The sequence below is a fragment of the Pseudomonas sp. GW821-FHT02B10 genome (assembly GCF_059421865.1).
On record NZ_JBWKVU010000016.1, the window covers coordinates 135541 to 160118 of the forward strand.

General features: G+C 62.3%; 27 protein-coding genes. 20 read left to right on the forward strand and 7 right to left on the reverse strand.

All coding sequences use genetic code 11. The annotated features are described in order from the left end of the window. The first annotated feature begins 64 nt into the window (after positions 1 to 64). Together AC07VU_RS27315 and bamJ are read left to right on the forward strand one after the other, a co-directional pair. Positions 65 to 367 carry a DUF6482 family protein gene (locus tag AC07VU_RS27315; protein WP_009045713.1) on the forward strand — a complete coding sequence of 101 codons (303 nt, stop codon included), beginning with the start codon at positions 65 to 67 and terminating at the stop codon, positions 365 to 367. Positions 368 to 498: 131 nt separating this feature from the next. Next, entirely contained in the window at positions 499 to 1116 is a 618-nt protein-coding gene (gene bamJ / locus AC07VU_RS27320) for a BamJ family beta-barrel-assembly machinery protein (protein WP_007924751.1), read from the forward strand. Positions 1117 to 1214: 98 nt separating this feature from the next. On the opposite strand, the gene AC07VU_RS27325 is transcribed toward bamJ, so the two are convergent. The 3 genes from AC07VU_RS27325 to AC07VU_RS27335 form a co-directional block, all read right to left on the reverse strand. Continuing rightward, positions 1215 to 1487, reverse strand: coding sequence for a PA4570 family protein (locus tag AC07VU_RS27325; RefSeq protein WP_009045712.1), 273 nt, complete (start codon positions 1485 to 1487; stop codon positions 1215 to 1217). Between the two features lie 207 nt (positions 1488 to 1694). Beyond that, positions 1695 to 2036 carry a zinc ribbon domain-containing protein YjdM gene (locus AC07VU_RS27330; protein ID WP_007924748.1) on the reverse strand — a complete coding sequence of 114 codons (342 nt, stop codon included), beginning with the start codon at positions 2034 to 2036 and terminating at the stop codon, positions 1695 to 1697. Between the two features lie 149 nt (positions 2037 to 2185). Beyond that, positions 2186 to 3154, reverse strand: a complete 969-nt coding sequence (locus AC07VU_RS27335; RefSeq protein ID WP_009045711.1) for a polyprenyl synthetase family protein — start codon at positions 3152 to 3154, stop codon at positions 2186 to 2188. 241 nt (positions 3155 to 3395) lie between these two features. On the opposite strand from AC07VU_RS27335, the gene rplU reads away from it, so the two are divergent. From rplU to AC07VU_RS27360, 5 genes are all read left to right on the forward strand, one after another. After that, complete coding sequence (gene rplU / locus AC07VU_RS27340; RefSeq protein ID WP_007924746.1) at positions 3396 to 3707, forward strand: 50S ribosomal protein L21; 312 nt, start codon at positions 3396 to 3398, stop codon at positions 3705 to 3707. 35 nt (positions 3708 to 3742) lie between these two features. Then, positions 3743 to 4000, forward strand: a complete 258-nt coding sequence (rpmA, locus tag AC07VU_RS27345) for a 50S ribosomal protein L27 (RefSeq protein ID WP_003228360.1) — start codon at positions 3743 to 3745, stop codon at positions 3998 to 4000. A 195-nt stretch (positions 4001 to 4195) separates the two neighbouring features. Beyond that, positions 4196 to 5419, forward strand: coding sequence for an Obg family GTPase CgtA (gene cgtA, locus AC07VU_RS27350; RefSeq protein ID WP_124302175.1), 1224 nt, complete (start codon positions 4196 to 4198; stop codon positions 5417 to 5419). 121 nt (positions 5420 to 5540) lie between these two features. After that, positions 5541 to 6659: a glutamate 5-kinase gene (gene proB / locus AC07VU_RS27355; protein WP_007924743.1), complete on the forward strand. Its 1119-nt coding sequence runs from the start codon at positions 5541 to 5543 to the stop codon at positions 6657 to 6659. 10 nt (positions 6660 to 6669) lie between these two features. Next, complete coding sequence (locus AC07VU_RS27360) at positions 6670 to 7134, forward strand: CreA family protein (protein WP_007924741.1); 465 nt, start codon at positions 6670 to 6672, stop codon at positions 7132 to 7134. Between the two features lie 152 nt (positions 7135 to 7286). Here the strand turns inward: AC07VU_RS27360 and rpsT are convergent, their stop codons facing one another. Continuing rightward, positions 7287 to 7565, reverse strand: coding sequence for a 30S ribosomal protein S20 (rpsT, locus tag AC07VU_RS27365; protein WP_007924739.1), 279 nt, complete (start codon positions 7563 to 7565; stop codon positions 7287 to 7289). A gap of 253 nt (positions 7566 to 7818) precedes the next feature. On the opposite strand from rpsT, the gene murJ reads away from it, so the two are divergent. From murJ to ispH, 6 genes are all read left to right on the forward strand, one after another. After that, positions 7819 to 9357 (forward strand): murein biosynthesis integral membrane protein MurJ, encoded by a 1539-nt coding sequence (murJ, locus tag AC07VU_RS27370; RefSeq protein ID WP_123412864.1) that lies wholly within the window; start codon positions 7819 to 7821, stop codon positions 9355 to 9357. A 129-nt stretch (positions 9358 to 9486) separates the two neighbouring features. Beyond that, positions 9487 to 10431 (forward strand): bifunctional riboflavin kinase/FAD synthetase, encoded by a 945-nt coding sequence (gene ribF / locus AC07VU_RS27375; RefSeq protein WP_495030823.1) that lies wholly within the window; start codon positions 9487 to 9489, stop codon positions 10429 to 10431. Between the two features lie 13 nt (positions 10432 to 10444). Beyond that, positions 10445 to 13276 carry an isoleucine--tRNA ligase gene (gene ileS / locus AC07VU_RS27380; protein ID WP_495030824.1) on the forward strand — a complete coding sequence of 944 codons (2832 nt, stop codon included), beginning with the start codon at positions 10445 to 10447 and terminating at the stop codon, positions 13274 to 13276. Next, entirely contained in the window at positions 13269 to 13781 is a 513-nt protein-coding gene (gene lspA / locus AC07VU_RS27385) for a signal peptidase II (protein ID WP_025807545.1), read from the forward strand. The genes ileS and lspA overlap by 8 nt, the downstream gene beginning before the upstream one ends. A 7-nt stretch (positions 13782 to 13788) precedes the next feature. Next, positions 13789 to 14226, forward strand: coding sequence for an FKBP-type peptidyl-prolyl cis-trans isomerase (gene fkpB / locus AC07VU_RS27390; protein WP_172833189.1), 438 nt, complete (start codon positions 13789 to 13791; stop codon positions 14224 to 14226). A gap of 123 nt (positions 14227 to 14349) precedes the next feature. Further along, entirely contained in the window at positions 14350 to 15297 is a 948-nt protein-coding gene (gene ispH / locus AC07VU_RS27395; protein WP_085534619.1) for a 4-hydroxy-3-methylbut-2-enyl diphosphate reductase, read from the forward strand. Here ispH and AC07VU_RS27400 read toward each other — a convergent pair whose 3' ends face one another. Beyond that, a complete protein-coding gene (locus tag AC07VU_RS27400) occupies positions 15298 to 15822 on the reverse strand; it encodes a GspH/FimT family pseudopilin (protein ID WP_277589643.1) in 525 nt (174 codons plus the stop codon). 133 nt (positions 15823 to 15955) lie between these two features. On the opposite strand from AC07VU_RS27400, the gene AC07VU_RS27405 reads away from it, so the two are divergent. Genes AC07VU_RS27405 through thiO form a run of 7 tightly spaced genes read left to right on the forward strand, consistent with a single transcriptional unit; the run spans position 15956 to position 22701 of the window. After that, complete coding sequence (locus tag AC07VU_RS27405) at positions 15956 to 16426, forward strand: GspH/FimT family pseudopilin (RefSeq protein ID WP_277589642.1); 471 nt, start codon at positions 15956 to 15958, stop codon at positions 16424 to 16426. Further along, positions 16423 to 16878 (forward strand): type IV pilus modification protein PilV, encoded by a 456-nt coding sequence (gene pilV / locus AC07VU_RS27410; protein WP_053262734.1) that lies wholly within the window; start codon positions 16423 to 16425, stop codon positions 16876 to 16878. Before AC07VU_RS27405 ends, pilV begins: the two co-directional genes overlap by 4 nt. After that, positions 16875 to 17585, forward strand: coding sequence for a PilW family protein (locus AC07VU_RS27415; RefSeq protein ID WP_457274960.1), 711 nt, complete (start codon positions 16875 to 16877; stop codon positions 17583 to 17585). Before pilV ends, AC07VU_RS27415 begins: the two co-directional genes overlap by 4 nt. A gap of 11 nt (positions 17586 to 17596) precedes the next feature. Beyond that, entirely contained in the window at positions 17597 to 18073 is a 477-nt protein-coding gene (locus AC07VU_RS27420) for a pilus assembly PilX family protein (RefSeq protein ID WP_457274959.1), read from the forward strand. Further along, positions 18060 to 21131 carry a pilus assembly protein gene (locus tag AC07VU_RS27425; RefSeq protein ID WP_495030825.1) on the forward strand — a complete coding sequence of 1024 codons (3072 nt, stop codon included), beginning with the start codon at positions 18060 to 18062 and terminating at the stop codon, positions 21129 to 21131. The genes AC07VU_RS27420 and AC07VU_RS27425 overlap by 14 nt, the downstream gene beginning before the upstream one ends. Positions 21132 to 21144: 13 nt before the next feature. Then, a complete protein-coding gene (locus AC07VU_RS27430; RefSeq protein WP_007924724.1) occupies positions 21145 to 21546 on the forward strand; it encodes a type IV pilin protein in 402 nt (133 codons plus the stop codon). Between the two features lie 54 nt (positions 21547 to 21600). Then, positions 21601 to 22701 carry a glycine oxidase ThiO gene (gene thiO, locus AC07VU_RS27435; RefSeq protein ID WP_009045697.1) on the forward strand — a complete coding sequence of 367 codons (1101 nt, stop codon included), beginning with the start codon at positions 21601 to 21603 and terminating at the stop codon, positions 22699 to 22701. On the opposite strand, the gene AC07VU_RS27440 is transcribed toward thiO, so the two are convergent. Next, positions 22698 to 24026, reverse strand: a complete 1329-nt coding sequence (locus AC07VU_RS27440; protein WP_495030826.1) for a sigma-54-dependent transcriptional regulator — start codon at positions 24024 to 24026, stop codon at positions 22698 to 22700. The two genes, thiO and AC07VU_RS27440, sit on opposite strands and share 4 nt — an antisense overlap. 281 nt (positions 24027 to 24307) lie before the next feature. Continuing rightward, positions 24308 to 24541, reverse strand: coding sequence for a PP0621 family protein (locus AC07VU_RS27445; RefSeq protein WP_007924721.1), 234 nt, complete (start codon positions 24539 to 24541; stop codon positions 24308 to 24310). Positions 24542 to 24578 lie beyond the last annotated feature (37 nt).

The window sequence follows — 24578 nt, forward strand, 5'->3', positions numbered from 1 at the left end:
TGCTTTTACCGGCCGAGGCATATCCCTGTAAAGGTCACGGGCTTGAACTGCGCGAGGTGCACTCATGAACCTGCACGAGTTGAATGCTTATGCCGTCGCCGGAAAAATCGACGAGCTGAACCTGATCTCCCTCGAAGGCGGCATCTATCTGCTCGAGGCGCGGATGCATGGGGCGGCCTATCCGTTGAGCGATGCCCACGGTCAGATGTTGCATCTGCGTTCGGTGGAGCATGCCCGGGAAGTGTTGCACGCCTTTCCCAAGCTGCCCTTCAACCTGATCCATGCCTCAGTGCATGACGAGATGTGTGGCCTCTCGGCCGGTACCGATGACAGCCTGCGGGTGCCCCTCGCCGTCCGCTCGGCCTGACAGGCGGGACGCACGTTCATCATCGCCATGGCATCTGTGCTAGTCTGCTCGCCCTTTTGGTTCCGGGCGTCCCGGGATGCGCTGTGTACGCACGGCGGATTTTCGAGCCGTCCGCACAGCGGAGCAGTGTCATGTCCGAAGTAAATCTGTCCACCGACGAAACCCGCGTCAGCTACGGTATCGGCCGTCAGCTGGGCGACCAGCTGCGTGACAACCCGCCACCGGGCGTGAGCCTGGACGCCATCCTGGCTGGCCTGACCGACGCGTTCGCCGGCAAGCCTAGCCGTGTAGGCCAGGAAGAAATGTCCGCCAGCTTCAAGGTGATCCGCGAAATCATGCAGGCCGAAGCCGCTGCCAAGGCGGAAGCCGCTGCTGGCGCGGGCCTGGCTTTCCTGGCTGAAAACGCCAAGCGTGAAGGCATCACCACTCTGGCCTCCGGCCTGCAGTTCGAAGTGCTGACCCAGGGCGAAGGCGCCAAGCCATCCCGTGAAGACAGCGTGCGTACCCACTACCACGGCACCCTGATCGACGGCACTGTGTTCGACAGCTCCTACGAGCGCGGCCAGCCTGCGGAATTCCCGGTCGGTGGCGTGATCGCTGGCTGGACCGAGGCGCTGCAACTGATGAATGCCGGTAGCAAATGGCGTCTGTACGTGCCGAGCGAGCTGGCTTACGGCGCGCAAGGCGTTGGCAGCATCCCGCCGCACAGCGTTCTGGTATTTGACGTCGAGCTGCTCGACGTTCTGTAAGCCTCAACTGCCGGGTTGAGCTTGCTCGCGATCCATACGCCGTGTTTGCGGTGTGCGGATCGCGAGAAGGCTTGCCTTGGCAGAGGGGTCAGGTGGGGTCATAGACGTATTTTTGCGCTCAGGCCTTGCCCTTCGGCTGTTCCAGCAGGGCGCAAGGCCCGTGCATAGCAGAACAGAAACAGGTTGCGCACCAGTTCCTTGAGCACCACCGGCTCGCTGGAACTCAGGCCGTTGAGGTCCAGGTCGCCCTGATCCTGCAGCTCGTTCAAGGCTTCTTCTTCCAGTACCGCACAGACTTCCCCGGTTTCCCGATGCAGGATTCTCAGGTAAGGGTGTGGGCGGTCCAGCCATGCGTCGATCAAATAAGTCATGAGTCTCATCTCCTTGATGGGTTTCAATGAGAATAATTCTTATTCAATGAATAGCAAGTACCTATTGGCGGTTTCTGCTTTTTTCTGTGTGGAAATTGTTGTGGGTCAAAAGGACTGGCCTTTTGATATGTAGCGGGAAATGAGGGGGGTCTGGCGGGAGTGGGGAGGGCTTCACCCCATGCCTGGCACGGGGCGATAGCCGGAATATCAGACCTTGCGGACGAACTCGGACTTGAGCTTCATCGGGCCGATACCGTCGATCTTGCAATCGATGTCGTGGTCGCCATCGCACAGGCGGATGTTCTTGACCTTGGTGCCGACCTTGACCACCAGGGAGGTGCCCTTGACCTTGAGGTCCTTGATCACGGTGATGGTGTCGCCGTCTTGCAGGACGTTACCGACCGAGTCCTTTTTCACGGTTTCATCGGATGCGGCCTCGGCTTCGCCGTTGGCGGACCATTCGTGGGCGCATTCCGGGCAGACCAGTTGGGCGCCGTCTTCATAGGTGTATTCAGAATTGCATTTCGGGCAGGGTGGCAACGTGCTCACTAAGGCTCCTCGGATTCAGGAAGGCTAAAAAACGCACATTATATAGGGTTTTGCTTGGGGATGGGGTATAGCGGGGGATCGAGGGGGAAAGCATCACGAACAAGCCCGCTCCTGCGTAGGGCAGGAGCGGGCTTATGTGCAATCGGATCTTAGTGGGTGCGGGCTACGGCGAATTCGCTCAGTTCCACCAGCGCGTCGCGGTATTCGCTCGGCGGCAGGGCTTCCAGGCAGGCAATGGCGCGAGCGACATAGTCGCGGGCCAGTTGTGCGGTGTAGTCCAGGGAGCCTGAGGCTTCCACGGCAGCGCGGATGCTTTCCAGGTCTTCGATACCGCCTTTCTGGATCGCCTGGCGCACCAGGGCAGCCTGTTCCGGCGTGCCTTCGCGCATGGTGTAGATCAGCGGCAGGGTCGGCTTGCCTTCGGCCAGGTCGTCGCCGACGTTCTTGCCCAGGGTTTCCGCATCGCCACGGTAGTCGAGCAGGTCGTCCACCAGTTGGAAGGCCACGCCCAGGTGATCGCCGAAGGTGCGCAGGGCTTCGCTCTGCTCTTCGGTGGCGCCGGCCAGGGCGGCGGCGCTGTGGGTCGAGGCCTCGAAGAGCATCGCGGTCTTGCCGCGGATGACTTCCATGTAGGTTTCTTCGGTGGTGCTGGCATCACGGACTTTCGACAGCTGCAGCACTTCGCCTTCGGCGATGATGCGGGTGGCCTGCGAAAGGATCTTCATCACCGGCATCGAGCCCAGCTCGACCATCATCTCGAAGGAGCGCGAGTACAGGAAGTCGCCCACCAGCACGCTCGGGGCGTTGCCCCACATGGCGTTGGCGGTCGAGCGGCCGCGGCGCATGCCGGACATGTCGACCACGTCGTCATGCAGCAGGGTGGCGGTGTGCAGGAATTCGATGGTGGCGGCCAGCAGGCGCAGGTCGTCGCCTTCGCGACCCAGGGCCTTGCCACACAGCAGCACCAATAAAGGACGCAGGCGTTTACCCCCGGCCGAGGTAATGTAGTCGCCGATTTTCGATACCAGCGGCACTCGGGAGGTCAGCTGCTTCTTGATGATGCCGTCGACGGCGCTAAAATCGTCCGCCACCGCGCGGTAGAAAGCTTGGGGTTGCATCAGCGACAGGTGCTCCAGAAGGGTTGCGCGGCATGCTAGGACCCACGTCCGGGGCTGTCAAGGCGCGATGGACGGCCCCTTGCATCGCCAAGACAGCTTGCGTACAATCGCGCACCCTGAACTTCCTGGGCAGCACCTGCCTTACGCAATTGCACTTGGGCCGTTCCAGCCCCATGCAGCCATGCCAGCCAATACCTCTTCTTATAAAGAGCTGGGTGAGCAGGATTATCGGAGAAATACCATGTACGCAGTAATCGTTACCGGCGGTAAGCAATACAAGGTCGCTGAAGGTGAATACCTGAAGATCGAAAAACTGGAAATCGCCACTGGCGAATCCGTGACTTTTGACCGCGTTCTGTTGGTTGCCAATGGCGACGACGTGAACATCGGCGCACCTGTTGTTGCTGGCGCAACCGTCAAGGCTGAAGTGATCTCCCAAGGTCGTCACGATAAAGTCCGCATCATCAAGTTCCGTCGCCGTAAGCACCACATGAAGCGTATGGGCCACCGCCAGTGGTTCACCGAGATCAAAATCACCGGTATTCAGGCTTAATTTCAGCCTAATTCCTCACTAGGAGAATTGAACTCATGGCACACAAAAAAGCTGGTGGTAGTACCCGTAACGGTCGCGACTCAGAAGCCAAACGCCTTGGCGTGAAGATGTATGGCGGCCAGGTCATCAAGGCCGGCAACATCATCGTGCGTCAGCGCGGCACCCAATTCCACGCTGGCTACGGCGTTGGCATGGGTAAGGATCACACCCTCTTCGCGAAAATCGAAGGCGTGATCAAGTTTGAAGTAAAAGGCGCCTTCGGTCGTCGTTACGTGAGCGTCGTCGCGGCTTAATTGCGCGATCGCTGGAAAAGCCCTGTCTCGCGACGGGGCTTTTTCGTTTGTGGGGTGAGTCTCTTGCAAAACTGTTTGTATGGGCTGCCAGCGCTGGATGTTACGGCCGTTGATCGGGGTCGCTGCGCTCATTTTTGCAAGAGTCTTATGTCTTAGTGTTTTTCGGCTCGCCCGTGCGGCGAGAGGCGTTTTGTTATGAAGTTCGTTGATGAAGTTTCGATCCGAGTAAAAGCTGGCGACGGCGGCAATGGCTGCATGAGTTTCCGTCGGGAAAAGTTCATCGAAAACGGTGGTCCGAACGGTGGTGATGGTGGCGATGGCGGCTCGATCTACATGATCGCCGACGAAAACCTCAATACCCTGGTGGACTACCGCTACACCCGTCATTTCGATGCCGAGCGCGGCTCCAATGGCGGTAGTACCGATTGCACCGGCAAGAAGGGTGAGGATCTCGAGCTGCGCGTACCGGTCGGCACCACGGTGATCGACGCCGGGACCCAGGAAGTGATCGGTGACCTGACCAAGGCCGGTCAGCGTTTGCTGGTGGTGCAGGGCGGCTGGCACGGTCTGGGTAACACCCGTTTCAAGTCCAGTACCAACCGCGCGCCGCGCCAGACTACGCCGGGCAAGCCGGGTGAGCAGCGTGACCTCAAGCTGGAGCTGAAAGTGCTGGCGGACGTTGGTCTGCTGGGTTTGCCGAATGCCGGTAAGAGCACCTTCATTCGTTCGGTGTCCGCGGCCAAGCCGAAAGTGGCTGACTATCCGTTCACGACCCTGGTGCCGAACCTGGGCGTGGTCAGTGTCGATCGCTGGAAGAGCTTCGTGATCGCCGACATTCCGGGTCTGATCGAAGGTGCTTCGGATGGTGCGGGCCTGGGTATCCGTTTCCTCAAGCACCTGGCGCGTACTCGTCTGCTGTTGCACCTCGTGGACATGGCGCCGCTGGATGAAAGCAGTCCGGCCGATGCGGCGGAAGTGATCGTCAACGAGCTGACCAAGTTCAGTCCGTCCCTGGCTGAGCGTGATCGCTGGCTGGTGCTGAACAAATGCGACCAGATCCTCGAGGAAGAGCATGAGGCGCGGGTCAAGGAGATCGTCGATCGCCTGGAGTGGGCCGGTCCGGTGTACGTGATCTCGGCTATTTCCAAAGACGGTACCGAGCGCCTGAGTCGCGACATCATGCGGTATCTGGAGGATCGTGCCGATCGTCTGGCGGCCGACCCGGCCTACGCCGACGAATTGGCCGAGCTCGATCAGCGTATCGAGGACGAGGCGCGTGCCCAGTTGCAGGCTCTGGACGACCAGCGTGCCCTGCGCCGCAGCGGCGTGAAGAGCGTGCACGACATCGGCGACGATGATTGGGATGAGGAAGATGTGGATGACGAAGATGGTCCGGAAATCATTTACGTCCGCGACTGATTCGTTGCAGTAAACTACAAGCGCCGCTCACTGAGCGGCGTTTTAGTATCCGGGAAACGTAGCCACGAATAACTTTATGGGCGCGCTCGGTCGCGTGGCTCTCAAGCTAAGGTTGAAGAAGATGCGGAGTAAGGTGACAGGTGCGCAGCGCTGGGTCGTGAAGATCGGCAGTGCGCTGCTGACGGCGGACGGCAAAGGGCTGGATCGCGCGGCAATGGGTGTCTGGGTCGAGCAGATGGTGGCCTTGCATGAGGCTGGTGTCGAGCTGGTATTGGTTTCCTCCGGCGCGGTCGCGGCCGGCATGAGCCGCCTGGGCTGGACCGCACGACCGAGTGCGATGCATGAGCTGCAGGCGGCCGCGGCCATTGGCCAGATGGGCCTGGTGCAGGCCTGGGAGTCGAGCTTTGCCGAGCACGGCTTGCACACCGCGCAGATTCTGCTGACCCATGACGACCTGTCCGACCGCAAGCGTTACCTCAATGCCCGCAGCACCTTGCGTGCGCTGGTCGAGCTGAAGGTGATTCCGGTCATCAATGAAAACGACACCGTGGTTACCGATGAGATCCGTTTCGGCGACAACGACACCCTGGCGGCCCTGGTGGCCAATCTGGTCGAGGCCGATCTGCTGGTGATCCTCACGGATCGCGACGGCATGTTCGATGCGGACCCCCGTAATAATCCCGATGCCCAGCTGATTTATGAGGCGCGTGCCGACGATCCGGCGCTGGACGCAGTGGCGGGCGGCACGGGTGGCGCGCTGGGGCGTGGCGGTATGCAGACCAAGCTGCGCGCGGCGCGTCTGGCGGCCCGTTCCGGGGCGCACACCATCATTGTTGGTGGGCGTCTGGAGCGTGTGCTGGATCGCCTCAAGGCGGGTGAGCGCCTGGGTACCTTGCTGTCGCCTGAGCGCGGCATGCTGGCGGCGCGCAAGCAATGGCTGGCTGGGCACCTGCAAACCCGAGGCACCCTGGTGTTGGATGATGGAGCGGTGTCGGCCTTGTCCCAGGGCAACAAAAGTTTGCTGCCGGTGGGGGTCAAGCTGGTTCAGGGCAGCTTCCGTCGTGGCGAGATGGTGGTATGCGTGGCGCCGGACGGGCGTGAAATCGCCCGCGGCCTGGCCAACTACAGCGCCCTGGAAGCGCAAAAAATCATCGGTCAGTCCTCTGATGCGATTGTCGGTTTGTTGGGGTACATGGCTGAGCCCGAACTGGTTCACCGTGACAACCTGATTCTGGTCTAAGGAAAAGCCAATGCGTGTAGCAAAAGGGTTGTTGGGGTTGCTGTTGGCGATGCCGCTGCTGGCCTGCGCTGAAGAAATCGGCCAGGTGTCGACGGTGTTCAAATTTGTCGGGCCTAATGACCGCATTGTGGTCGAGGCCTTCGATGATCCGAAGGTGGAGGGCGTGACCTGCTACCTGTCGCGCGCCAAGACCGGTGGTGTGAAGGGTGGGTTGGGTCTGGCGGAGGATCGCGCCGAAGCCTCCATTGCCTGTCGTCAGGTCGGCCCGATCAGCTTCAAGGGTGAGCTCAAGGATGGCGAAGAGGTATTCAAGGAGCGCACTTCGCTGGTGTTCAAGACCATGCAGGTGGTGCGTTTCCTCGACAAGAAGCGCAATACCCTGGTGTACCTGGTCTATAGCGATCGGTTGATCGAGGGCAGTCCGCAGAATGCGGTGACGGCGATTCCAATCCTGCCTTGGGCGCAGACTCCGTAACGGTCTTCAGGGCTGGCTCCTGCAGTGGTTATTCCCTGTAGGGGCTGGTGGTCGATGTTCGATTGCTGGCGATGGCGGTTTGGTGGTCAAGGCAGCAAATCGCAGGCAATAAAAAACCGACCCTGAGGTCGGTTTTTTAACAAGCGTGTCGCTTAGGCTGCAGCAGCAAGGTTCAGAGCCTTGATGTGGCCATTCAGACGACCTTTATGGCGAGCAGCTTTGTTCTTGTGGATGATGCCTTTATCGGCCATGCGGTCGATAACTGGCACGGCCAGAACATAAGCAGCTTGCGCTTTTTCAGCGTCTTTTGCGTCGATGGCTTTAACTACATTCTTGATGTAGGTACGAACCATGGAACGCAGGCTGGCGTTGTGGCTGCGACGCTTCTCAGCCTGTTTTGCACGTTTTTTGGCGGAAGGTGAGTTGGCCACCGTCGAGCTCCTCGAAAGACTTTTTGGGAAATAGCAAACAAAATAGGCCGCGAATCATGCCGATGAGTTGAAGTCTTGTCAAGGGCAGGTGATGCGTTCCGCTGAGTGGTTGGATCTGAAGAGGCGGGATATTTATTTCCGGCGCTTGACCTGTAAACTCGCGAGCTTTGGCTCTGTGCTGTTGCGGCGCGGAGTATCGCACAAGTGGGCGCATTGTTCGCCTGCTGTTTATCTACAGGCAAAAAACCTTTCCATGAACCTGCTCAAGTCGTTGGCCGCTGTCAGCTCTATCACCATGCTTTCCCGGGTTCTGGGGTTCGTGCGCGATACCATCATTGCGCGCACATTCGGCGCCGGAATGGCGACGGACGCCTTTTTCATCGCCTTCAAGCTGCCCAACCTGCTGCGTCGCATCTTTGCCGAGGGGGCTTTTTCCCAGGCCTTTGTGCCGATCCTGGCGGAATACAAAAGCCAGCAGGGTGAGGAGGCGACCCGGACCTTTATTGCCTATGTGTCCGGCCTGCTGACCCTGGTGCTGGCGCTGGTGACGGCGCTGGGGATCATCGCCGCGCCCTGGGTGATCTGGGCGACGGCGCCAGGTTTTGTCGACACCCCGGAAAAATTCACGCTGACCACCGATCTGTTACGCGTGACCTTTCCTTATATATTGCTGATCTCGTTGTCCTCCCTGGCGGGGGCGATCCTCAATACCTGGAACCGCTTTTCGGTCCCGGCGTTCGTGCCGACGTTGCTGAACGTCGCCATGATCGTGTTCTCGGTATTCCTGACGCCTTATTTCGATCCACCGGTCATGGCCCTGGGCTGGGCGGTTCTGGCGGGTGGCCTGGCGCAGTTGCTGTATCAGCTGCCGCACCTGAAAAAGATCGGCATGCTCGTGCTACCGCGCCTGAACCTGCGCGACACCGGGGTCTGGCGGGTGCTGAAGCAGATGCTGCCGGCCATTCTCGGGGTCTCGGTGAGCCAGATCTCGCTGATCATCAACACCATCTTCGCCTCGTTCCTGGTGGCTGGCTCGGTGTCCTGGATGTATTACGCCGATCGCCTGATGGAGCTGCCTTCGGGGGTTCTGGGAGTGGCGCTGGGCACGATCCTGCTGCCGACGCTGGCCAAGACTTACGCCAACAAGGACCGGCATGAATATTCGCGGATTCTCGATTGGGGCCTGCGCCTGTGCTTCATGCTGGTGCTGCCTTGCGCGCTGGCCCTGGGGATTCTGGCGGAGCCATTGACGGTGTCACTGTTCCAGTACGGCCAGTTCAGCGCTTTCGATGCCTCGATGACCCAGCGTGCGCTGGTCGCGTATTCGGTCGGTTTGCTCGCGATCATTGTGATCAAGGTTCTGGCGCCGGGTTTCTATGCCCAGCAAAACATCCGTACCCCGGTGAAAATCGCGATTTTCACGCTGATCGTCACGCAACTGCTGAACCTGGCGTTCATCGGCCCGCTGAAACATGCGGGCCTGGCGCTGGCGATCAGCGCCGGGGCCTGTATCAACGCGGGTTTGCTGTTCTATCAGTTGCGCAAGCAGCAGATGTTCCTGCCGCAACCTGGCTGGGGCAAGTTTACCCTCAAGCTGGTCGTCGCGGTGAGTGTGATGTCGGCGGTGTTGCTGGGGCTGATGCAGTTCATGCCGGCCTGGGATCAGGGGAATATGCTTGCACGCTTCCTGCGTCTGGGTGTGCTGGTGGTGGCGGGCGTGGTGGCCTATTTCGGCATGCTGGCGTTGTTCGGCTTCCGTCTGCGCGACTTCAATCGCAAGGCGTTGCACTGAGGTCCTGAGGCACTTGGACGCCGGCGAGGCAGTGGTTTTGTCGGTTCGATCACTTTGGCGCGTGCTGTTGCCTGTCACCGGCCGTCGGGTGTGGTTATAATCGACCACTTTATGAGCAAGAAGCGCGTTATGCAGCTGGTCCGAGGCCTCCACAACCTGCACCCCCAGCATCGGGGCTGTGTCGCCACTATTGGCAACTTCGACGGTGTTCACCGTGGCCACCAGGCTATCCTGGGCCGGCTGCGTGAGCGTGCGCTTGAGTTGGGCGTGCCCAGCTGCGTGGTGATATTCGAGCCGCAGCCGCGCGAGTTCTTCGCTCCGGATACCGCCCCGGCCCGCCTGGCACGCTTGCGCGACAAGTTGCAGCTGCTGGCCGAGGAGGGCGTCGACCGGGTCCTGTGCCTGGCGTTCAACCAGCGCTTGAGCAAGCTCAGCGCCAGTGAGTTCGTCGAGACCATCCTGGTCGACGGCCTGGGTGTACAGCACCTGGAAGTCGGCGATGACTTTCGTTTTGGCTGCGACCGGGTCGGTGACTTCGATTTCCTGCAAAAGGCCGGTATCACCCACGGGTTTACCGTCGAGGCCGCGCAGACCGTCGAACTGGATGGCCTGCGCGTTAGCAGCACCCAGGTCCGCAATGCGCTGGCGGCTGCCGATTTCGTATTGGCCGAGCGTCTGCTCGGTCGCCCGTTCCGCATCGCCGGGCGGGTCCTGCACGGGCAGAAGCTGGCGCGCCAGTTGGGTACGCCAACCATCAATGTGCAGCTCAAGCGCCGTCGCGTACCGTTGTCCGGGGTGTACCTGGTCGATGTCGACATCGACGGCAAGACCTGGCCGGGCGTCGCCAATATCGGCGTGCGGCCGACGGTAGCAGGTGATGGCAAGGCCCACCTGGAAGTCCATCTTTTAGATTTTGCCGGCGATCTGTATGACCGGCGTTTGACGGTGGTTTTCCACCATAAGCTGCGTGAAGAGCAGCGTTTCGCCTCTCTGGAGGCGCTGAAGACGGCGATCAACGCGGATGTCGCCGCCGCCCGTGCCGAAGTTGCACGTATCCATAGCGCCAATCGCTAATGAAGAGCCTTAAATGACCGACTATAAAGCCACGCTAAACCTTCCGGACACCGCCTTCCCAATGAAGGCCGGCCTGCCTCAGCGCGAACCGCAGATTCTGCAGCGCTGGGACAGCATTGGCCTGTACGGTAAGTTGCGCGAAATTGGCAAGGATCGTCCGAAGTTCGTACTTCACGACGGTCCGCCCTACGCCAACGGCTCGATTCACATCGGTCATGCGGTCAACAAGATTCTCAAGGACATGATCATCCGCTCGAAGACCCTGGCGGGCTTCGACGCGCCTTATGTTCCGGGTTGGGACTGCCACGGTCTGCCGATCGAGCACAAGGTCGAGGTCACCCACGGCAAGAACCTGTCCTCGGACAAGACCCGTGAGCTGTGCCGTGCCTACGCCACCGAGCAGATCGAAGGCCAGAAAGCCGAGTTCATCCGCCTCGGCGTGCTGGGCGACTGGGCCAACCCGTACAAGACCATGGATTTTGCCAACGAAGCCGGGGAAATCCGCGCCCTGGCGGAAATGGTCAAGGGCGGTTTCGTGTTCAAGGGCCTCAAGCCAGTGAACTGGTGCTTCGACTGCGGCTCGGCCCTGGCTGAAGCGGAAGTCGAGTACCAGGACAAGAAGTCCTCGACCATCGACGTGGCCTTCCCGATCGCCGACGCAGACAAGCTGGCCGCCGCCTTTGGCCTGGCCACGCTGAGCAAGCCGGCTTCGATCGTGATCTGGACCACCACTCCGTGGACCATCCCGGCCAACCAGGCGTTGAACGTTCACCCTGAGTTCAACTACGCCCTGGTCGACGCTGGCGACAAGCTGCTGGTCCTGGCCGAGGAGCTGGTGGAGTCCTGCCTGGCTCGCTACAACCTGGAAGGCTCGGTCATCGCCACTGCCCCGGGTTCGGCGCTGGAGCTGATCAACTTCCGTCACCCGTTCTACGATCGTCTGTCGCCGGTGTACCTGGCTGACTACGTCGAGCTGGGCGCGGGTACCGGCGTGGTTCACTCCTCGCCAGCCTACGGCGAAGACGACTTCGTGACCTGCAAGCGTTATGGCATGGTCAACGACGACATCCTCAACCCAGTGCAGAGCAATGGCGTGTACGCCACCTCGCTGGAGTTCTTCGGCGGCCAGTTCATCTGGAAGGCCAACCCGGCCATCGTCGACAAGCTGACTGAAGTCGGTGCGCTGCTGCACACCGAAACCATCAGCCACAGCTACATGCATTGCTGGCGCCACAAGACCCCGCTGATCTACCGCGCCACCGCGCAGTGGTTCGTCGGCATGGACAAGCAGCCAACCAGCGGTAACACCCTGCGCCAGCGTGCGTTGCAGGCCATCGAAGAGACTCAGTTTGTGCCGGCCTGGGGCCAGGCGCGCCTGCATTCGATGATCGCCAACCGTCCGGACTGGTGCATCTCCCGTCAGCGCAACTGGGGCGTGCCGATCCCATTCTTCCTGCACAAGGAAAGCGGCGATCTGCACCCACGCACCGTCGAGTTGATGGAAATCGTTGCCAAGCGCGTCGAGCAGGAAGGCATCGAAGCCTGGTTCAAGATGGACGCGGCCGAGTTGCTGGGCGACGAAGCCCCGCAATACGACAAGATCAGCGACACCCTGGACGTCTGGTTCGACTCCGGTACCACTCACTGGCACGTACTGCGCGGCTCGCACCCGATGGGCCACGCCAGCGGCCCGCGTGCCGACCTGTACCTGGAAGGTTCCGACCAGCACCGCGGCTGGTTCCACTCGTCCCTGCTGACCGGCTGCGCGATCGATGGCAATGCGCCGTATCGCGAACTGCTGACCCACGGTTTCACCGTCGACGAGAACGGTCGCAAGATGTCCAAGTCCCTGGGCAACGTGATCGCGCCGCAGAAGGTCAACGACACCCTGGGCGCCGACATCATGCGCCTGTGGGTCTCGGCCACCGACTACTCCGGTGAAATGGCGGTTTCCGACCAGATCCTGCAGCGCAGCGCCGACGCCTACCGGCGTATCCGCAACACCGCGCGCTTCCTGCTTTCCAACCTGAGCGGCTTCAACCCTGCCACCGATATCCTGCCGGCCGAAGAAATGCTCGCCCTGGACCGTTGGGCCGTGGACCGCACCCTGCTGCTGCAGCGCGAGCTGGAACTGCACTACGGCGAATACCGCTTCTGGAACGTCTACTCCAAGGTGCACAACTTCTGCGTGCAGGAGCTGGGCGGTTTCTACCTGGATATCATCAAGGACCGCCAGTACACCACTGGCGCCGACAGCAAGGCCCGTCGTTCGTGCCAGACCGCGCTGTTCCACATCTCCGAAGCGCTGGTGCGCTGGATCGCGCCGATCCTCGCCTTCACCGCCGACGAGCTGTGGCAGTACCTGCCGGGCGAGCGCAACGAGTCCGTGATGCTCAACACCTGGTACCAGGGCCTCAGCGAGCTGCCGGAAGGCTTCGAGCTGGACCGTGCCTACTGGGAGCGGATCATGGCGGTCAAGGTCGCGGTCAACAAGGAAATGGAAATCCAGCGCGCGGCCAAGGCCGTCGGTGGCAACCTGCAAGCCGAAGTGACCCTGTACGCCGAAGAAGCGCTGAGCGCCGACCTGGCCAAGCTGAGCAATGAGCTGCGCTTTGTGCTGATCACCTCCACCGCCAGCGTCGCGCCTTTCGCGCAGGCACCGGCGGATGCGGTGGAAACCGAAGTCGCCGGCCTCAAGCTGAAAGTGGTCAAGTCGAGCTTCGCCAAGTGCGCCCGTTGCTGGCACTGCCGTGAAGATGTCGGCGCGCACCCCGAGCACCCGGAAATCTGCGGTCGCTGCGTCGACAACATCAGCGGCGCAGGCGAGGTTCGTCACTATGCCTAATGCCGCGGGCCGTTTCGGCCGTCTGGGCTGGCTGTGGTTGAGCGTGCTGGTTCTGGTCATCGACCAGGCCAGCAAGTTGCACTTCGAAAGCTCGCTGTCGATGTATCAGCAGATCGTGGTGATCCCGGATTACTTCAGCTGGACCCTGGCCTACAACACCGGCGCGGCATTCAGCTTCCTGGCGGACAGCTCGGGCTGGCAGCGCTGGTTGTTCGCCCTGATCGCGGTGGTGGTCAGCGCGGTGCTGGTGGTCTGGCTCAAGCGCCTGGGGCGCAACGAAACCTGGCTGGCGGTCGCCCTGGCACTGGTGCTGGGCGGCGCGCTGGGTAACCTGTATGACCGCATCGCCCTGGGCCATGTGATCGATTTCATCCTGGTGCATTGGCAGAACCGCTGGTATTTCCCGGCGTTCAACTTTGCCGACAGCGCCATCAGCGTAGGTGCGGTGATGCTTGCGCTGGATATGTTCAAAAGCAAGAAAACCGGAGAAGCCGTTCATGACTGAACAGGTATTGGCTGAACAACGCATCGGCCAGAACACGGAAGTCACTTTGCATTTCGCATTGCGCCTGGAGAACGGCGACACGGTGGACAGCACCTTCGACAAGGCCCCGGCGACCTTCAAGGTCGGTGACGGCAACCTGTTGCCAGGTTTTGAAGCGGCCCTGTTCGGTTTCAAGGCGGGGGACAAGCGTAACCTGACCATCGAGCCGGAAAACGCCTTCGGCCAGCCGAACCCGCAAAACGTGCAGATCATCCCGCGTTCGCAGTTCCAGGATATGGAACTGTCCGAAGGCCTGCTGGTGATCTTCAACGATGCGGCGAATACCGAGCTGCCAGGCGTGGTCAAAGCTTTTGATGACGCCCAGGTGACGGTTGACTTCAACCATCCGTTGGCCGGTAAAACCTTGACCTTTGATGTCGAGATCATCGACGTTAAAGCGCTTTAAAGGCATCGCGAGCCGACTCGCGTCTACAGTCTCCATAAGGTTCCTGTAGGCGCGAGCAGGCCAGCGAGCAATCGCGAAGCGGTTGCACCGAATATTCCTTGCCCGCAAGACACGAGGCACAGCATGCAAATCAAACTCGCCAACCCCCGTGGCTTCTGCGCTGGCGTGGACCGCGCGATCGAAATCGTCAATCGCGCCCTGGAGGTCTTCGGGCCGCCGATCTACGTGCGTCATGAAGTGGTGCACAACAAATTTGTCGTCGAAGACCTGCGCGCTCGCGGCGCGATCTTTGTCGAGGAGCTGGACCAAGTGCCGGATGACGTCATCGTGATCTTCAGCGCCCACGGCGTTTCCCAGGCCGTGCGCAGCGAAGCGGCGGGCCGTGGCCTGAAAGTCTTCGATGCGACCTGCCCGCTGGTGACCAAGGTGCATATCGAAGTGGCGCGCTACAGCCGCGACGGTCGCGAATGCATCCTGATCGGCCATGCCGGCCACCCGGAAGTCGAAGGCACCATGGGCCAGTACGACGCCAGCAATGGCGGCTCGATCTACCTGGTGGAAGACGAGCAAGACGTCGCCGAGCTGCAGGTGCGCAATCCTGAAAAGCTGGCGTTCGTTACCCAGACCACCTTGTCGATGGACGACACCAGCCGGGTCATCGATGCCTTGCGCCAGCGTTTCCCGGCGATTGGCGGGCCGCGCAAGGACGACATCTGCTACGCCACGCAGAACCGTCAGGACGCGGTCAAGCAACTGGCCGACGAGTGCGATGTGGTACTGGTGGTGGGCAGCCCGAACAGCTCCAACTCCAACCGCCTGCGTGAACTGGCCGAGCGCATGGCCACCCCGGCGTACCTGATCGACGGCGCCGAGGACATGCAACGCAGCTGGTTCGACGGCGTCGAGCGCATCGGCATCACCGCCGGGGCTTCGGCTCCCGAGGTGCTGGTACGGGGCGTGATCGAGCAGTTGCACGCCTGGGGCGCCACCGGCGCCGACGAATTGGCCGGCCGCGAAGAAAACATCACTTTCTCCATGCCCAAAGAGCTGCGCGTTCGCTCCCTGCTCTGATCAGCCCTGCCTGTCGCATAACGCCTGCGCGGCCTTGTCGCTGCGCAGGCTGACCCGCCCACTGCGGGAAAGCACCACCTGGTGCTGGCTCGTTCCCGGATCGGCCGCGCAGATGTGCAGCGTCCCGGCCTGAAAGGCGCCGCTGGGCAGCTGCGGATCGCCCAGGCCACTGAAACGCACGAAATGCTCCACCGGGCGATTGCCGACAATCGCCACCCGGGCGTCCCCCCGGCGTTCAAGCAATACTGGGTTATCGCTGTCCTGCGAGCCCTCGCCGCTGATATCCAGAATGATCCGCCAGCCTTGGCTCCAGTCGTCGTTCAACCCGTGAATCACGGTTCGCTGCTGACGCAGGATGGCTTCGGTGCGGGCATTGCGAATGCCGCTGGCAAGCATCTGTGCGGCATCCAGCCGGCGTGTCGACTGGAACAACTCCCCGAATGAGGTGCTGGCGAGCAGCATCAGCAGGCTGGCAAGCGCCAGGCCCACGATTATTTCGATCAGGCCGAAACCCTTCTGCGGCATGGTTCTCCCTCCATGGAGTGCGCCAGGTCCGGACAATCCTTGCCCGGCCATTGAGCAAAACCTCAAACCCTCGGTCTATGAAGGTTCGAAGTGCCAGAGCCAGTTATAGCCGCTGGCCGCTCAAGGGGATGGCATGCGTCACCGTACAGAAGGCTTCACGCTGATCGAATTGCTGGTGGCCCTGGCAGTTTCGGCGGTTTTGTTGACCCTGGTGGTTCCCGCGTTCAGTCAGATGGCGCAGCGCTCCAAGGCCGACAGCGACATCAGCGAACTGCTGCGCAGCTTGAATTACGCGCGTCTGGAGGCGATCGACAGCGGCTTGCCGGTTCACCTGCGCCCGGCCGCGGTCGATTCGGACTGGAGCCGCGGGCTGTCGATTTATCAAGGCGAGGGACCGGCGACGAATGTATTGCGGGTTGTTCCCGCGGTCAGTCGCGGCGCCCGGCTGACGCTAACCTCTGAATTCGACAGCATTGGCTTCAACGCGTTGGGCGGTGTATCGGCAGCGGTCCCGCCGGTCATGACTTATGTGCTGGGCGAGCAACACAGGACGATCACGCTGTGCCTGAACGGACGGATAGCGGTAAACGGGGAGTGCAAATGACGGGCAGGAGCGTGCAGGCCGGAATGACGCTGATCGAGGTGCTGGTGGCGGTGCTGATTCTCGGCGTCGGCCTGCTCGGTGCGGCGGCGGTCCAGCTCAATGCCCTGCGCTACACCGACAGTGCATTGATGACCAGCCAGGCCAGCTTCATCGCCTATGACATGCTCGATCGCATCCGCGCCAACAGCGCCGCGGACTACACCGTGGCAGCTCCCGAGGCCGGCAATTTCGGCGTGGTTCGGGACCAGGACCTCTATGACTTCAAGCGCAATGTCGAGAGTTTTGGCGGGCCGACCGCCGAGGGCCATATCAGCCTCAAGCAGGGCGTGTTTACCATCAGCATCACTTGGGACGACGCCCGTGCCGCCCATGTTTCTGCCCAGCCTGCTGAAGGCTCCCGCAGTTTTGTCCTGAGCAGCCGGGTGGCGGTGGATCCGGGGAGCAAGCCATGAGACGCGGGAACAGCGGTTTCGGTCTGATCGAAATGCTGGTGGCGCTGGCGTTGAGCCTGATCGTGGCCTTGGGTGTGACGCAGATTTTCATCTCGGCCAAAAACACCTATGTCAGCCAGAACGCCTCGGCCAGCCTGCAAGAGGATGCGCGCTTCGTGCTGAGCAAGATGATCCAGGAGATACGCATGGTCGGCATGTTCGGCTGCCTGCAGAGCATCGCCGATGCCAGCATTGCCGCGGACTTCGCCGGCCATGCGCAAACGCCGATCCGCTGGGACAACGCCAACCACCGGCTGACGCTGGTCACGGCCGATATCGGCGACAGCGGTGGCACCCCGACCTGGACCGTGCTGAGCGATTGCCGCAATAGCGCCACCGCCTATACCGGTGCCCGCATGGCCCCCTCGGGGCAGCAGGCGTTTGCGGTGCGGCGCCTGGTGTACAGCTTGAAGGACGATCAACTGCTGATGGGCACCGGCACTGGCTCCGGCCAGGCGGTGCTGGTGAACAATGTCAGCGCGTTCGACGTGTCGTTCGGCATCGCCAGCACCGCCACGGATGTCGCGGCCTCCAGCTATAGCCGTGATCCCGCAGACCCGGCACGGATCCGCAGCGTGCGCTTGAGCCTGACCCTGAGCGATCCCCAGTCGCGAGTGCGGCCGCAGACGTTCAATGTGGTGGCCGCCTTGCGCAATCGCCTGTTGTGAGGGAGTTGCCGATGACCTTGTATCGAACGGCTCCCGGGGAGCAGCGCGGCATGGCGCTGTTGATGAGCCTGGTGTTCCTGTTACTGCTGACCTTGATCGGCATTTCGTCGATGCAGAACGCGACCTTGCAGGAAAAGATGGCCGGCGGCCTGTGGCTGCGCAATCAGTCGTTCCAGGCGGCGGAGATGGCGCTGCGCATCGGTGAGAGCGCGGTGCAGCAGGACAGTTATGTATTGGCGGCCTGTAGCGGCGGCCAGTGCGCGCCGCCCGGCGAGTCCGCGGCTGTCAGCGCCGCGGGCCACAACAGCCATTCGGGCGTGACCTGGATCGCCACCGATAACGGTTTTTACGCTGTGCAGAACCTCGGTACGACGCTGGGGGCAGTCCATGTGCCGAGCAACGTTTCCGCGACCCTGTACCGGGTGACTGCTGTCGGGCTGGCCGGCCACTCGCGCAGCGTGCTGGAGAGCATTTATGCCAAGTATTGAAAGGCCTGGGGGATTGCTGGCTGGCGCTTTGCTGGGCCTCTATCTGAGTGCCCCGGCCTATGGCTTCAGCCCAGCGCAGGCACCTTTGGCGAACGCGGCGGCGGTGGCACCGAATGTGATGCTGCTGCTCGACGACTCGCAGAGCATGAACAGCATTGTCTATGCCCCGGGTTTCGATCCCGGGCTGGCGTGGGCGCCGGTCAGGCCGTGCCGGATGCAGGCGGGCGAATGCCTGGCCGGAGCCAGTCCAAGCGCGGATTCGCTTGCTCTTTCAACGCTGAGCCAGGCGGGCTGCGCCAGCGGTTATGTCGGTTTCTACCGCGACAGTGCCCGGCCACAGTGCCTCAAGCTGCCTGATCCCGCGGGGAACGGCCGCACCCGCTATTCGGCTGCCTATTTGGCTTACCTGCTGGCCCTGGCCGACGGTCGCGACCGGGATTTCACCGATGGCTCGATTCCTGTTCAAGACCGGATGACCCTGGTGCGTGAGGCCGCCAGCAAGCTGGTGGCTGACAACCGCGCGCTGCGCATTGGCCTGGCGAGCTTCAACCCGCCAGCGGGCGGCGATCTGGCGCCGGGTGGGCGTATCGTGCGCGCCATCAGCGATCTGGCTCCGCTCAGCGACCAGGTCAGCCAGGCTCAGGCTGACGCTAACTACCAGGCATTGCTGTCCGCCATCGGCGGGCTCAGGGCCTCGGCCGAGGCGCCGCTGGCGGAAACCTATTACGAGATCAGTCGTTATTTTCGGGGCCTGACGCCTTACTACAACAGCACGCCGTCCATCTATGGCAGCCCGATCCAGTATCGCTGCCAGCGCAATTACGGCCTGGTGGTGACCGATGGCCTGCCCAGTTACGACCACAGTTTTCCCTCCCGTGAACCCCAGGGGGCGAGCAGCCTGCCAGATTGGGATGGGGTGCCCAATGACGGCATTGATCCTGGCGGCAACGAGGAGGGCAGCAGCCTGTATCTGGATGACATCGCCAAGCTGGCGGTGGATATCGACATGCGCGCGGCAGGCATGGATATCGCGGGGAAAAGCTGGGATTCGGCGAGCTTCGCGCAACAGCACATGAACACTTACACCATCGGTCTCAACGCGCAGTACCCCATGCTGCTGGATGCGGCGAACTATGGCCGGGGCAAGTTCTACCCAGTGACCGACAAGGCGGGGCTCGACGCCGCGCTGGCCTCGGCCCTGGGCGAGGTTTCGGCTTCCGCCGCCCAGGCGGGCAGCGCCACGGCGGGGGCCGCCGGGCTGGCCAGCGGTTCGAGTTATTTCCAGGCGTCTTATGACCCCGCCGATTGGCACGGCACCATCAGGGCGTATGGCATCAGCCCCGCTGGTGCGGTCGACACCAGTACGCCGCTGTGGAGCACGGACTCGACCCTGGTTGCCGATGCGTCGCCGGGGATCTTCCAGACCTGGAACAGTGCCTCCCGAACCGCCGTTGCCTTGCGCCATGACCAATTGTCCGGCGCGCAGCAGGCCGCGCTCGCCCAGAACCTGCCGCCCGGCACCACCGCGGCCGATCTACTGGCCTGGAGCCAGGGGAGTAACCGGGCCGGGCTCAAGGTGCGGAGCCGATTGCTGGGGGACATCGTCAACTCGCCGCTGGTCATGGCGGCGCCGACCGCGCAGGACGCCGCCGACCTGCAGGGCGACAGCGACTACAGCGCCTACCTGGCGAGCAAGGCCCAAGGCATGACCCCGAGCCTGCTGGTCAACGCCAATGACGGCCTGCTTTCGCTGATCGACCCTGAGAATGGCCGGCGCCGCTACGCCTATATGCCCTCCAGTGCCTTGCCGCTGCTGCATCACATCGCCGACCCCGGCTACGTCAACGGGGAGCGTCACCGGTTTTTGGCCGATGGCCCGGTGGCGGTCTTCGATGCCCAACTCGGCACGGCCTGGGCAACCCTGGCGCTAGCGGGCACCGGGGCCGGAGGTAAGGTGTTTTACGCGGTGCAGCTGTATGGCCAGGCCGGCAATACGCCGCAGGCGCTGTGGGAAATCGCCGCGCCTGAGGTTGCCGATAACAGCCACCCGTTCAATGACCTGGGTTATGCCTACGCCCGTCCGGAAGTGGCACGCTTGGCCGACGGGCGCTGGGCGGCTTTCATCGGCAATGGCTATGGCAGTCATTCCGGACTCGCCGCTCTGTATGTGGTGGATATTCGCGATGGTTCGCTGATCAGGAAAATCCCGGTCGATGGCAATGGGCAGGAGAACGGCTTGTCCTCGGTGAAGGTGCGGGTGGACAGCCAGAATATGGTCCAGGCGGCCTATGGCGGCGATCTCCAGGGCCATCTGTGGAAGTTCGATTTGAGCGGTTCGGCGCCGGACAGCTGGGGCCCGGCCTTTGGCGGTGCTCCGTTGTTCAGCGCTCCGGGTGGCGCGAGCCAGCCGATCACCGCGCAGCCGTTGCTGGTGGATCATCCCGAGGGCGGCAAGCTGGTGCTGTTCGGCACCGGCAAGCTCAGCGAGCTGGCCGACAAGCGCAGCAAGGATGCCCAGGGTTTCTATGCGGTCTGGGATGCCCCGGCTGGGACGGGCAGCATCACCGTGGCTGACCTGCAGGCGCAAGCGATCACCGGGCTGTTTGCCGGCAGCGCGGGCTCCTATATCACCAGCACCCAGGCGGACGTCAGTTATCCGGCCGAGCAGGGCTGGTACCTGCCGCTGGGGGAGGCGTCGAGTGGCGAGCGGGTCATCAATCAGGCCACGCTGGTGGCGGGTCGCGTTGTCTTCAGCACTGCTGCTGTCGAGGCGGGCGACCCTTGTTCCAGCGCCGGCAACGGCAAATTGGTCGAGCTGGACGCATTCAGCGGTAAGATGCAGGGCGACGCGGTGCTCGACACCAATGGCGATGAAGTGGTCGATGGCCTGGATACGCCTTCCAGCGGTGTCATCTTTACCGGCGGCATTCCTGCGTTGAGCGCTGTGCTTAACCGCGCTACCCGCAAAATCGTCAGCGATTCCGGCGGCGGTATCGCCTCCCTGGTCGAGAAACCGGGCGGTGGCAGCCGCCGCATCATGTGGCGACAAATACAGTAAGTGAGAGTGAGGCATGCGTAGATCCAACCAAGGTTTTACCCTGATCGAAATCATGATCGTGATTGCGATCATCGGGCTCGTCGTCACCCTGAGCCTGCCCAGCATCACCGAGTACGTGAAGAAAACCCATCGCACGCAGATTGCCGGCCTGCTGTCGGAACAGGCGCAGAGTCTCGAGCGGTTTCATTCCAAGGGCGGTGTCTACAGCAACGCTCCGGGCCTCAGCGCCGGCAACGACGACTACAGCATCACGCCAGTCCTGGCCGACCAGAGCTTTACCCTGACCGCGACGCCGAAAACCGAGAGCATGATGGCCGGCGACAAGTGCGGCGAGTTCACCCTTAGCCACACCGGTGCCATGGGCAACAACAATATGGCCGACGGGGTGACCAGCAAAGATTGCTGGGGGCGCTGAACATCCTTCTCGGGCGCTGGCGGCGCCCGGTGTTTTCATTTCCTGGACTGGACTATGGCAAAGCAACAGCAAGTGGTGATTGTCGGCGGTGGAGTGATCGGCCTGCTGACCGCGTTCAACCTGGCGTCCGCCGGGCAGCAGGTGGTTCTGCTCGAACGCTCGAATGTCGGCCAGGAATCCTCCTGGGCCGGCGGCGGGATCGTCTCGCCGCTGTACCCCTGGCGCTACAGCCCGGCGGTCACCGCGCTGGCGCATTGGTCGCAGGATTTTTATCCACAGCTGGCCGAACGTCTGTTCGCCACCACCGGTGTCGATCCCGAAGTGCACACCACTGGTCTGTACTGGCTGGACCTCGACGACGAGGCCGAAGCGCTGGCCTGGGCCCGGCGGGAGCAGAGGCCATTGAGCGCTGTGGATATCTCGGTGGCCCATGACGCGGTGCCGGTGCTGGGTGGCGGTTTTTCGCGGGCGATCTACATGGCCGACGTGGCCAACGTGCGCAACCCGCGCCTGGTCAAATCGCTGAAGGCCGCCCTGTCGGCCCTGCCGGCGGTGACCCTTCACGAGCAGTGCGAAGTCAGCGGGTTTATCCGCGAAGGGGAGCGGGTGCTCGGGGTGCAGACCTCACTGGGCGAAATCCGTGGCGATCAGGTGGTGCTGGCGGCAGGGGCCTGGAGCGGCGAATTGCTCAAGAGCCTGGGGCTGGCATTGCCGGTGGAACCGGTCAAAGGCCAGATGATCCTCTACAAGTGCGCGTCGGATTTTCTTTCCTGCATGGTCCTGGCCAAGGGGCGTTACGCGATTCCCCGGCGCGACGGTCACATCTTGATCGGCAGTACCCTGGAGCACGAAGGCTTCGACAAGACCCCAACCTCGTCGGCCCTGGAAAGCCTGAAGGCTTCGGCCATCGAGTTGATCCCGGCGCTGGCGCAGGCCGAGGTGGTGGGACATTGGGCGGGGTTGCGCCCAGGTTCGCCTGAGGGTATTCCCTATATCGGCCCGGTGCCCGGGCTGGCGGGGCTGTGGTTGAACTGTGGGCACTACCGCAATGGCCTGGTCCTGGCGCCGGCGTCCTGCCAGCTGTTCGCCGATCTGATGCTGGGCCGGGAGCCGATCATCGACCCGGCGCCTTATGCGCCCAGTGGGCGAATTTAATCCAGGCCGAGTTTCTTCAGCCGGTAGCGCATCGAACGAAACGACAGGCTCAAGCGCTGGGCCGCCGCCGTGCGGTTCCAGCGGGTGTGCTCCAGGGCCTGGAGGATCAGTCGGCGCTCGACTTCTTGCAGATGTTTCTCAAGGTTGATCACCTGTGCCGGTCCGGGCGTGATGGCCGGGTGGGCGCCGTTGGGCGTCAGGCGCAGATCGCGTGCTTCGATCCGCCGGTTCTCGCACAGGGTGTGCGCCCGTTCGAGCAGGTTCTCCAGTTCGCGCACGTTACCGGGAAAGTCGTAGCCCTGGAGCGCCAGCAACGCGTTTGGCTGAAGCCGTGCCAGTTTTTGGTCGTTGCCCTGCGCCAGGCGCTCGAGAATGGCGGTGGCCAAGGGTTCGATATCAGCCTTGCGCGCCCGTAGCGCTGGCACCGGCAGCTCGATCACGTTCAGGCGGTAGTAGAGATCCTGGCGAAAGCGCCCGGCATGCACTTCCGCCTGCAGCGCCTTGTGGGTGGCGCAGAGAATGCGCACATCGACCTGGACTTCCTGCTGCCCACCGACGCAACGTACCGCCTTCTCCTGCAGTGCGCGGAGCAATTTGACCTGCATTGCCAGCGGCAGATCGGCCACCTCATCGAGAAACAGCGTGCCGCCGTGTGCCGCCTGGAACAGGCCGGGCTTGTCTTCGATAGCGCCGCTGAAGCTGCCTTTGCGATGGCCGAAAAACTCGCTCTCCATCAGTTCCGGTGGGATGGCCCCGCAATTGACCGGCACGAAGGCGTGGCTGGCTCGAGGACCCTGGTCGTGGATCGCGCGGGCGACCAGTTCCTTGCCGCTTCCGGACTCTCCGCTGATATAGACCGAGGCCTGGCTCCGGGCCAGTTTGTCGATTTGTCCGCGCAGCTTGTGCATGGCGGCCGAATCGCCGAGCAATGGACCGCTAGCAGGGTTCGGTGGTGTCGATCCGGGCAGGGCGCCATTCAGCAGCTCGCGCAAGCGCGCCAGGGCCACGGGTTTGCTCAGGAAGTCGATGGCGCCGGCCTTCAGGGCGTGGATCGCGGTTTCCTGGCGGGCGCAGGTGCTGAGTATTGCCAGCGGCATTCGCAGCTGGCGGCACTGGATATGCTCGAGTAATTCCAGCCCCGTGCCGTCGGGCAAATGCAGGTCGCTCAGGCACAGGTCGAAGCCTTCCCGGGCCAGCCAGTGACGCGCTTCGCCCAGGGTGCGGGCGCTGCGGGTATGGCGTTGCATCCGGCCGAGGCTGATTTCCAGATATTCGCGAATGCCTGGATCGTCATCGACGATCAAGACTTTTTGTCGTGGGCTCATGCCGCTTACTGCTTCATCCGTGAACGAAAGAGGTGCGAGAGCACCCGCCATCCTGGCGTGTCGTGAAGTCTAGGCAGGCTTGAGGTCGTTGGCCCACTCAAGGCCGGGCGGTGCGGGGCCGTTTGGTCGGATTCAAGATGACGCGCAGGGTAATAGCCCCGATTTGCCGAGGGTTGCCGGCCGGAAGCGAGGAGAGGAGGGGCGGTGGCTTTTTTGTAGCGAATTATTCAGCGGTGCAAACAACGTGCTTTTGACGTCATATGCACCGCTGCGGTCGAGGTTCAGCGATCGCGGGAGATCGGACCTTGCTCCAGGTGCGCCTGGCTGCAATACCACTGTTGCTCGAGGCTCAGCGCCCGGTCGCGGGGCAGGTGCACGCCGCAGTGGGCACAACGCACCATGGGCGTGGTGCTGGGTTCGCGGGGCGCAGCGGTGCCGGAGGCGGGCTGCTTGAATTTGCGCCAGAGCCATACCGCAGCGGCAATCAGGGCGATCCAGAACAGTAGACGAAGCATGGTAGCCAGCTATGTGAGTGAGGAACCGGCAGTTTAG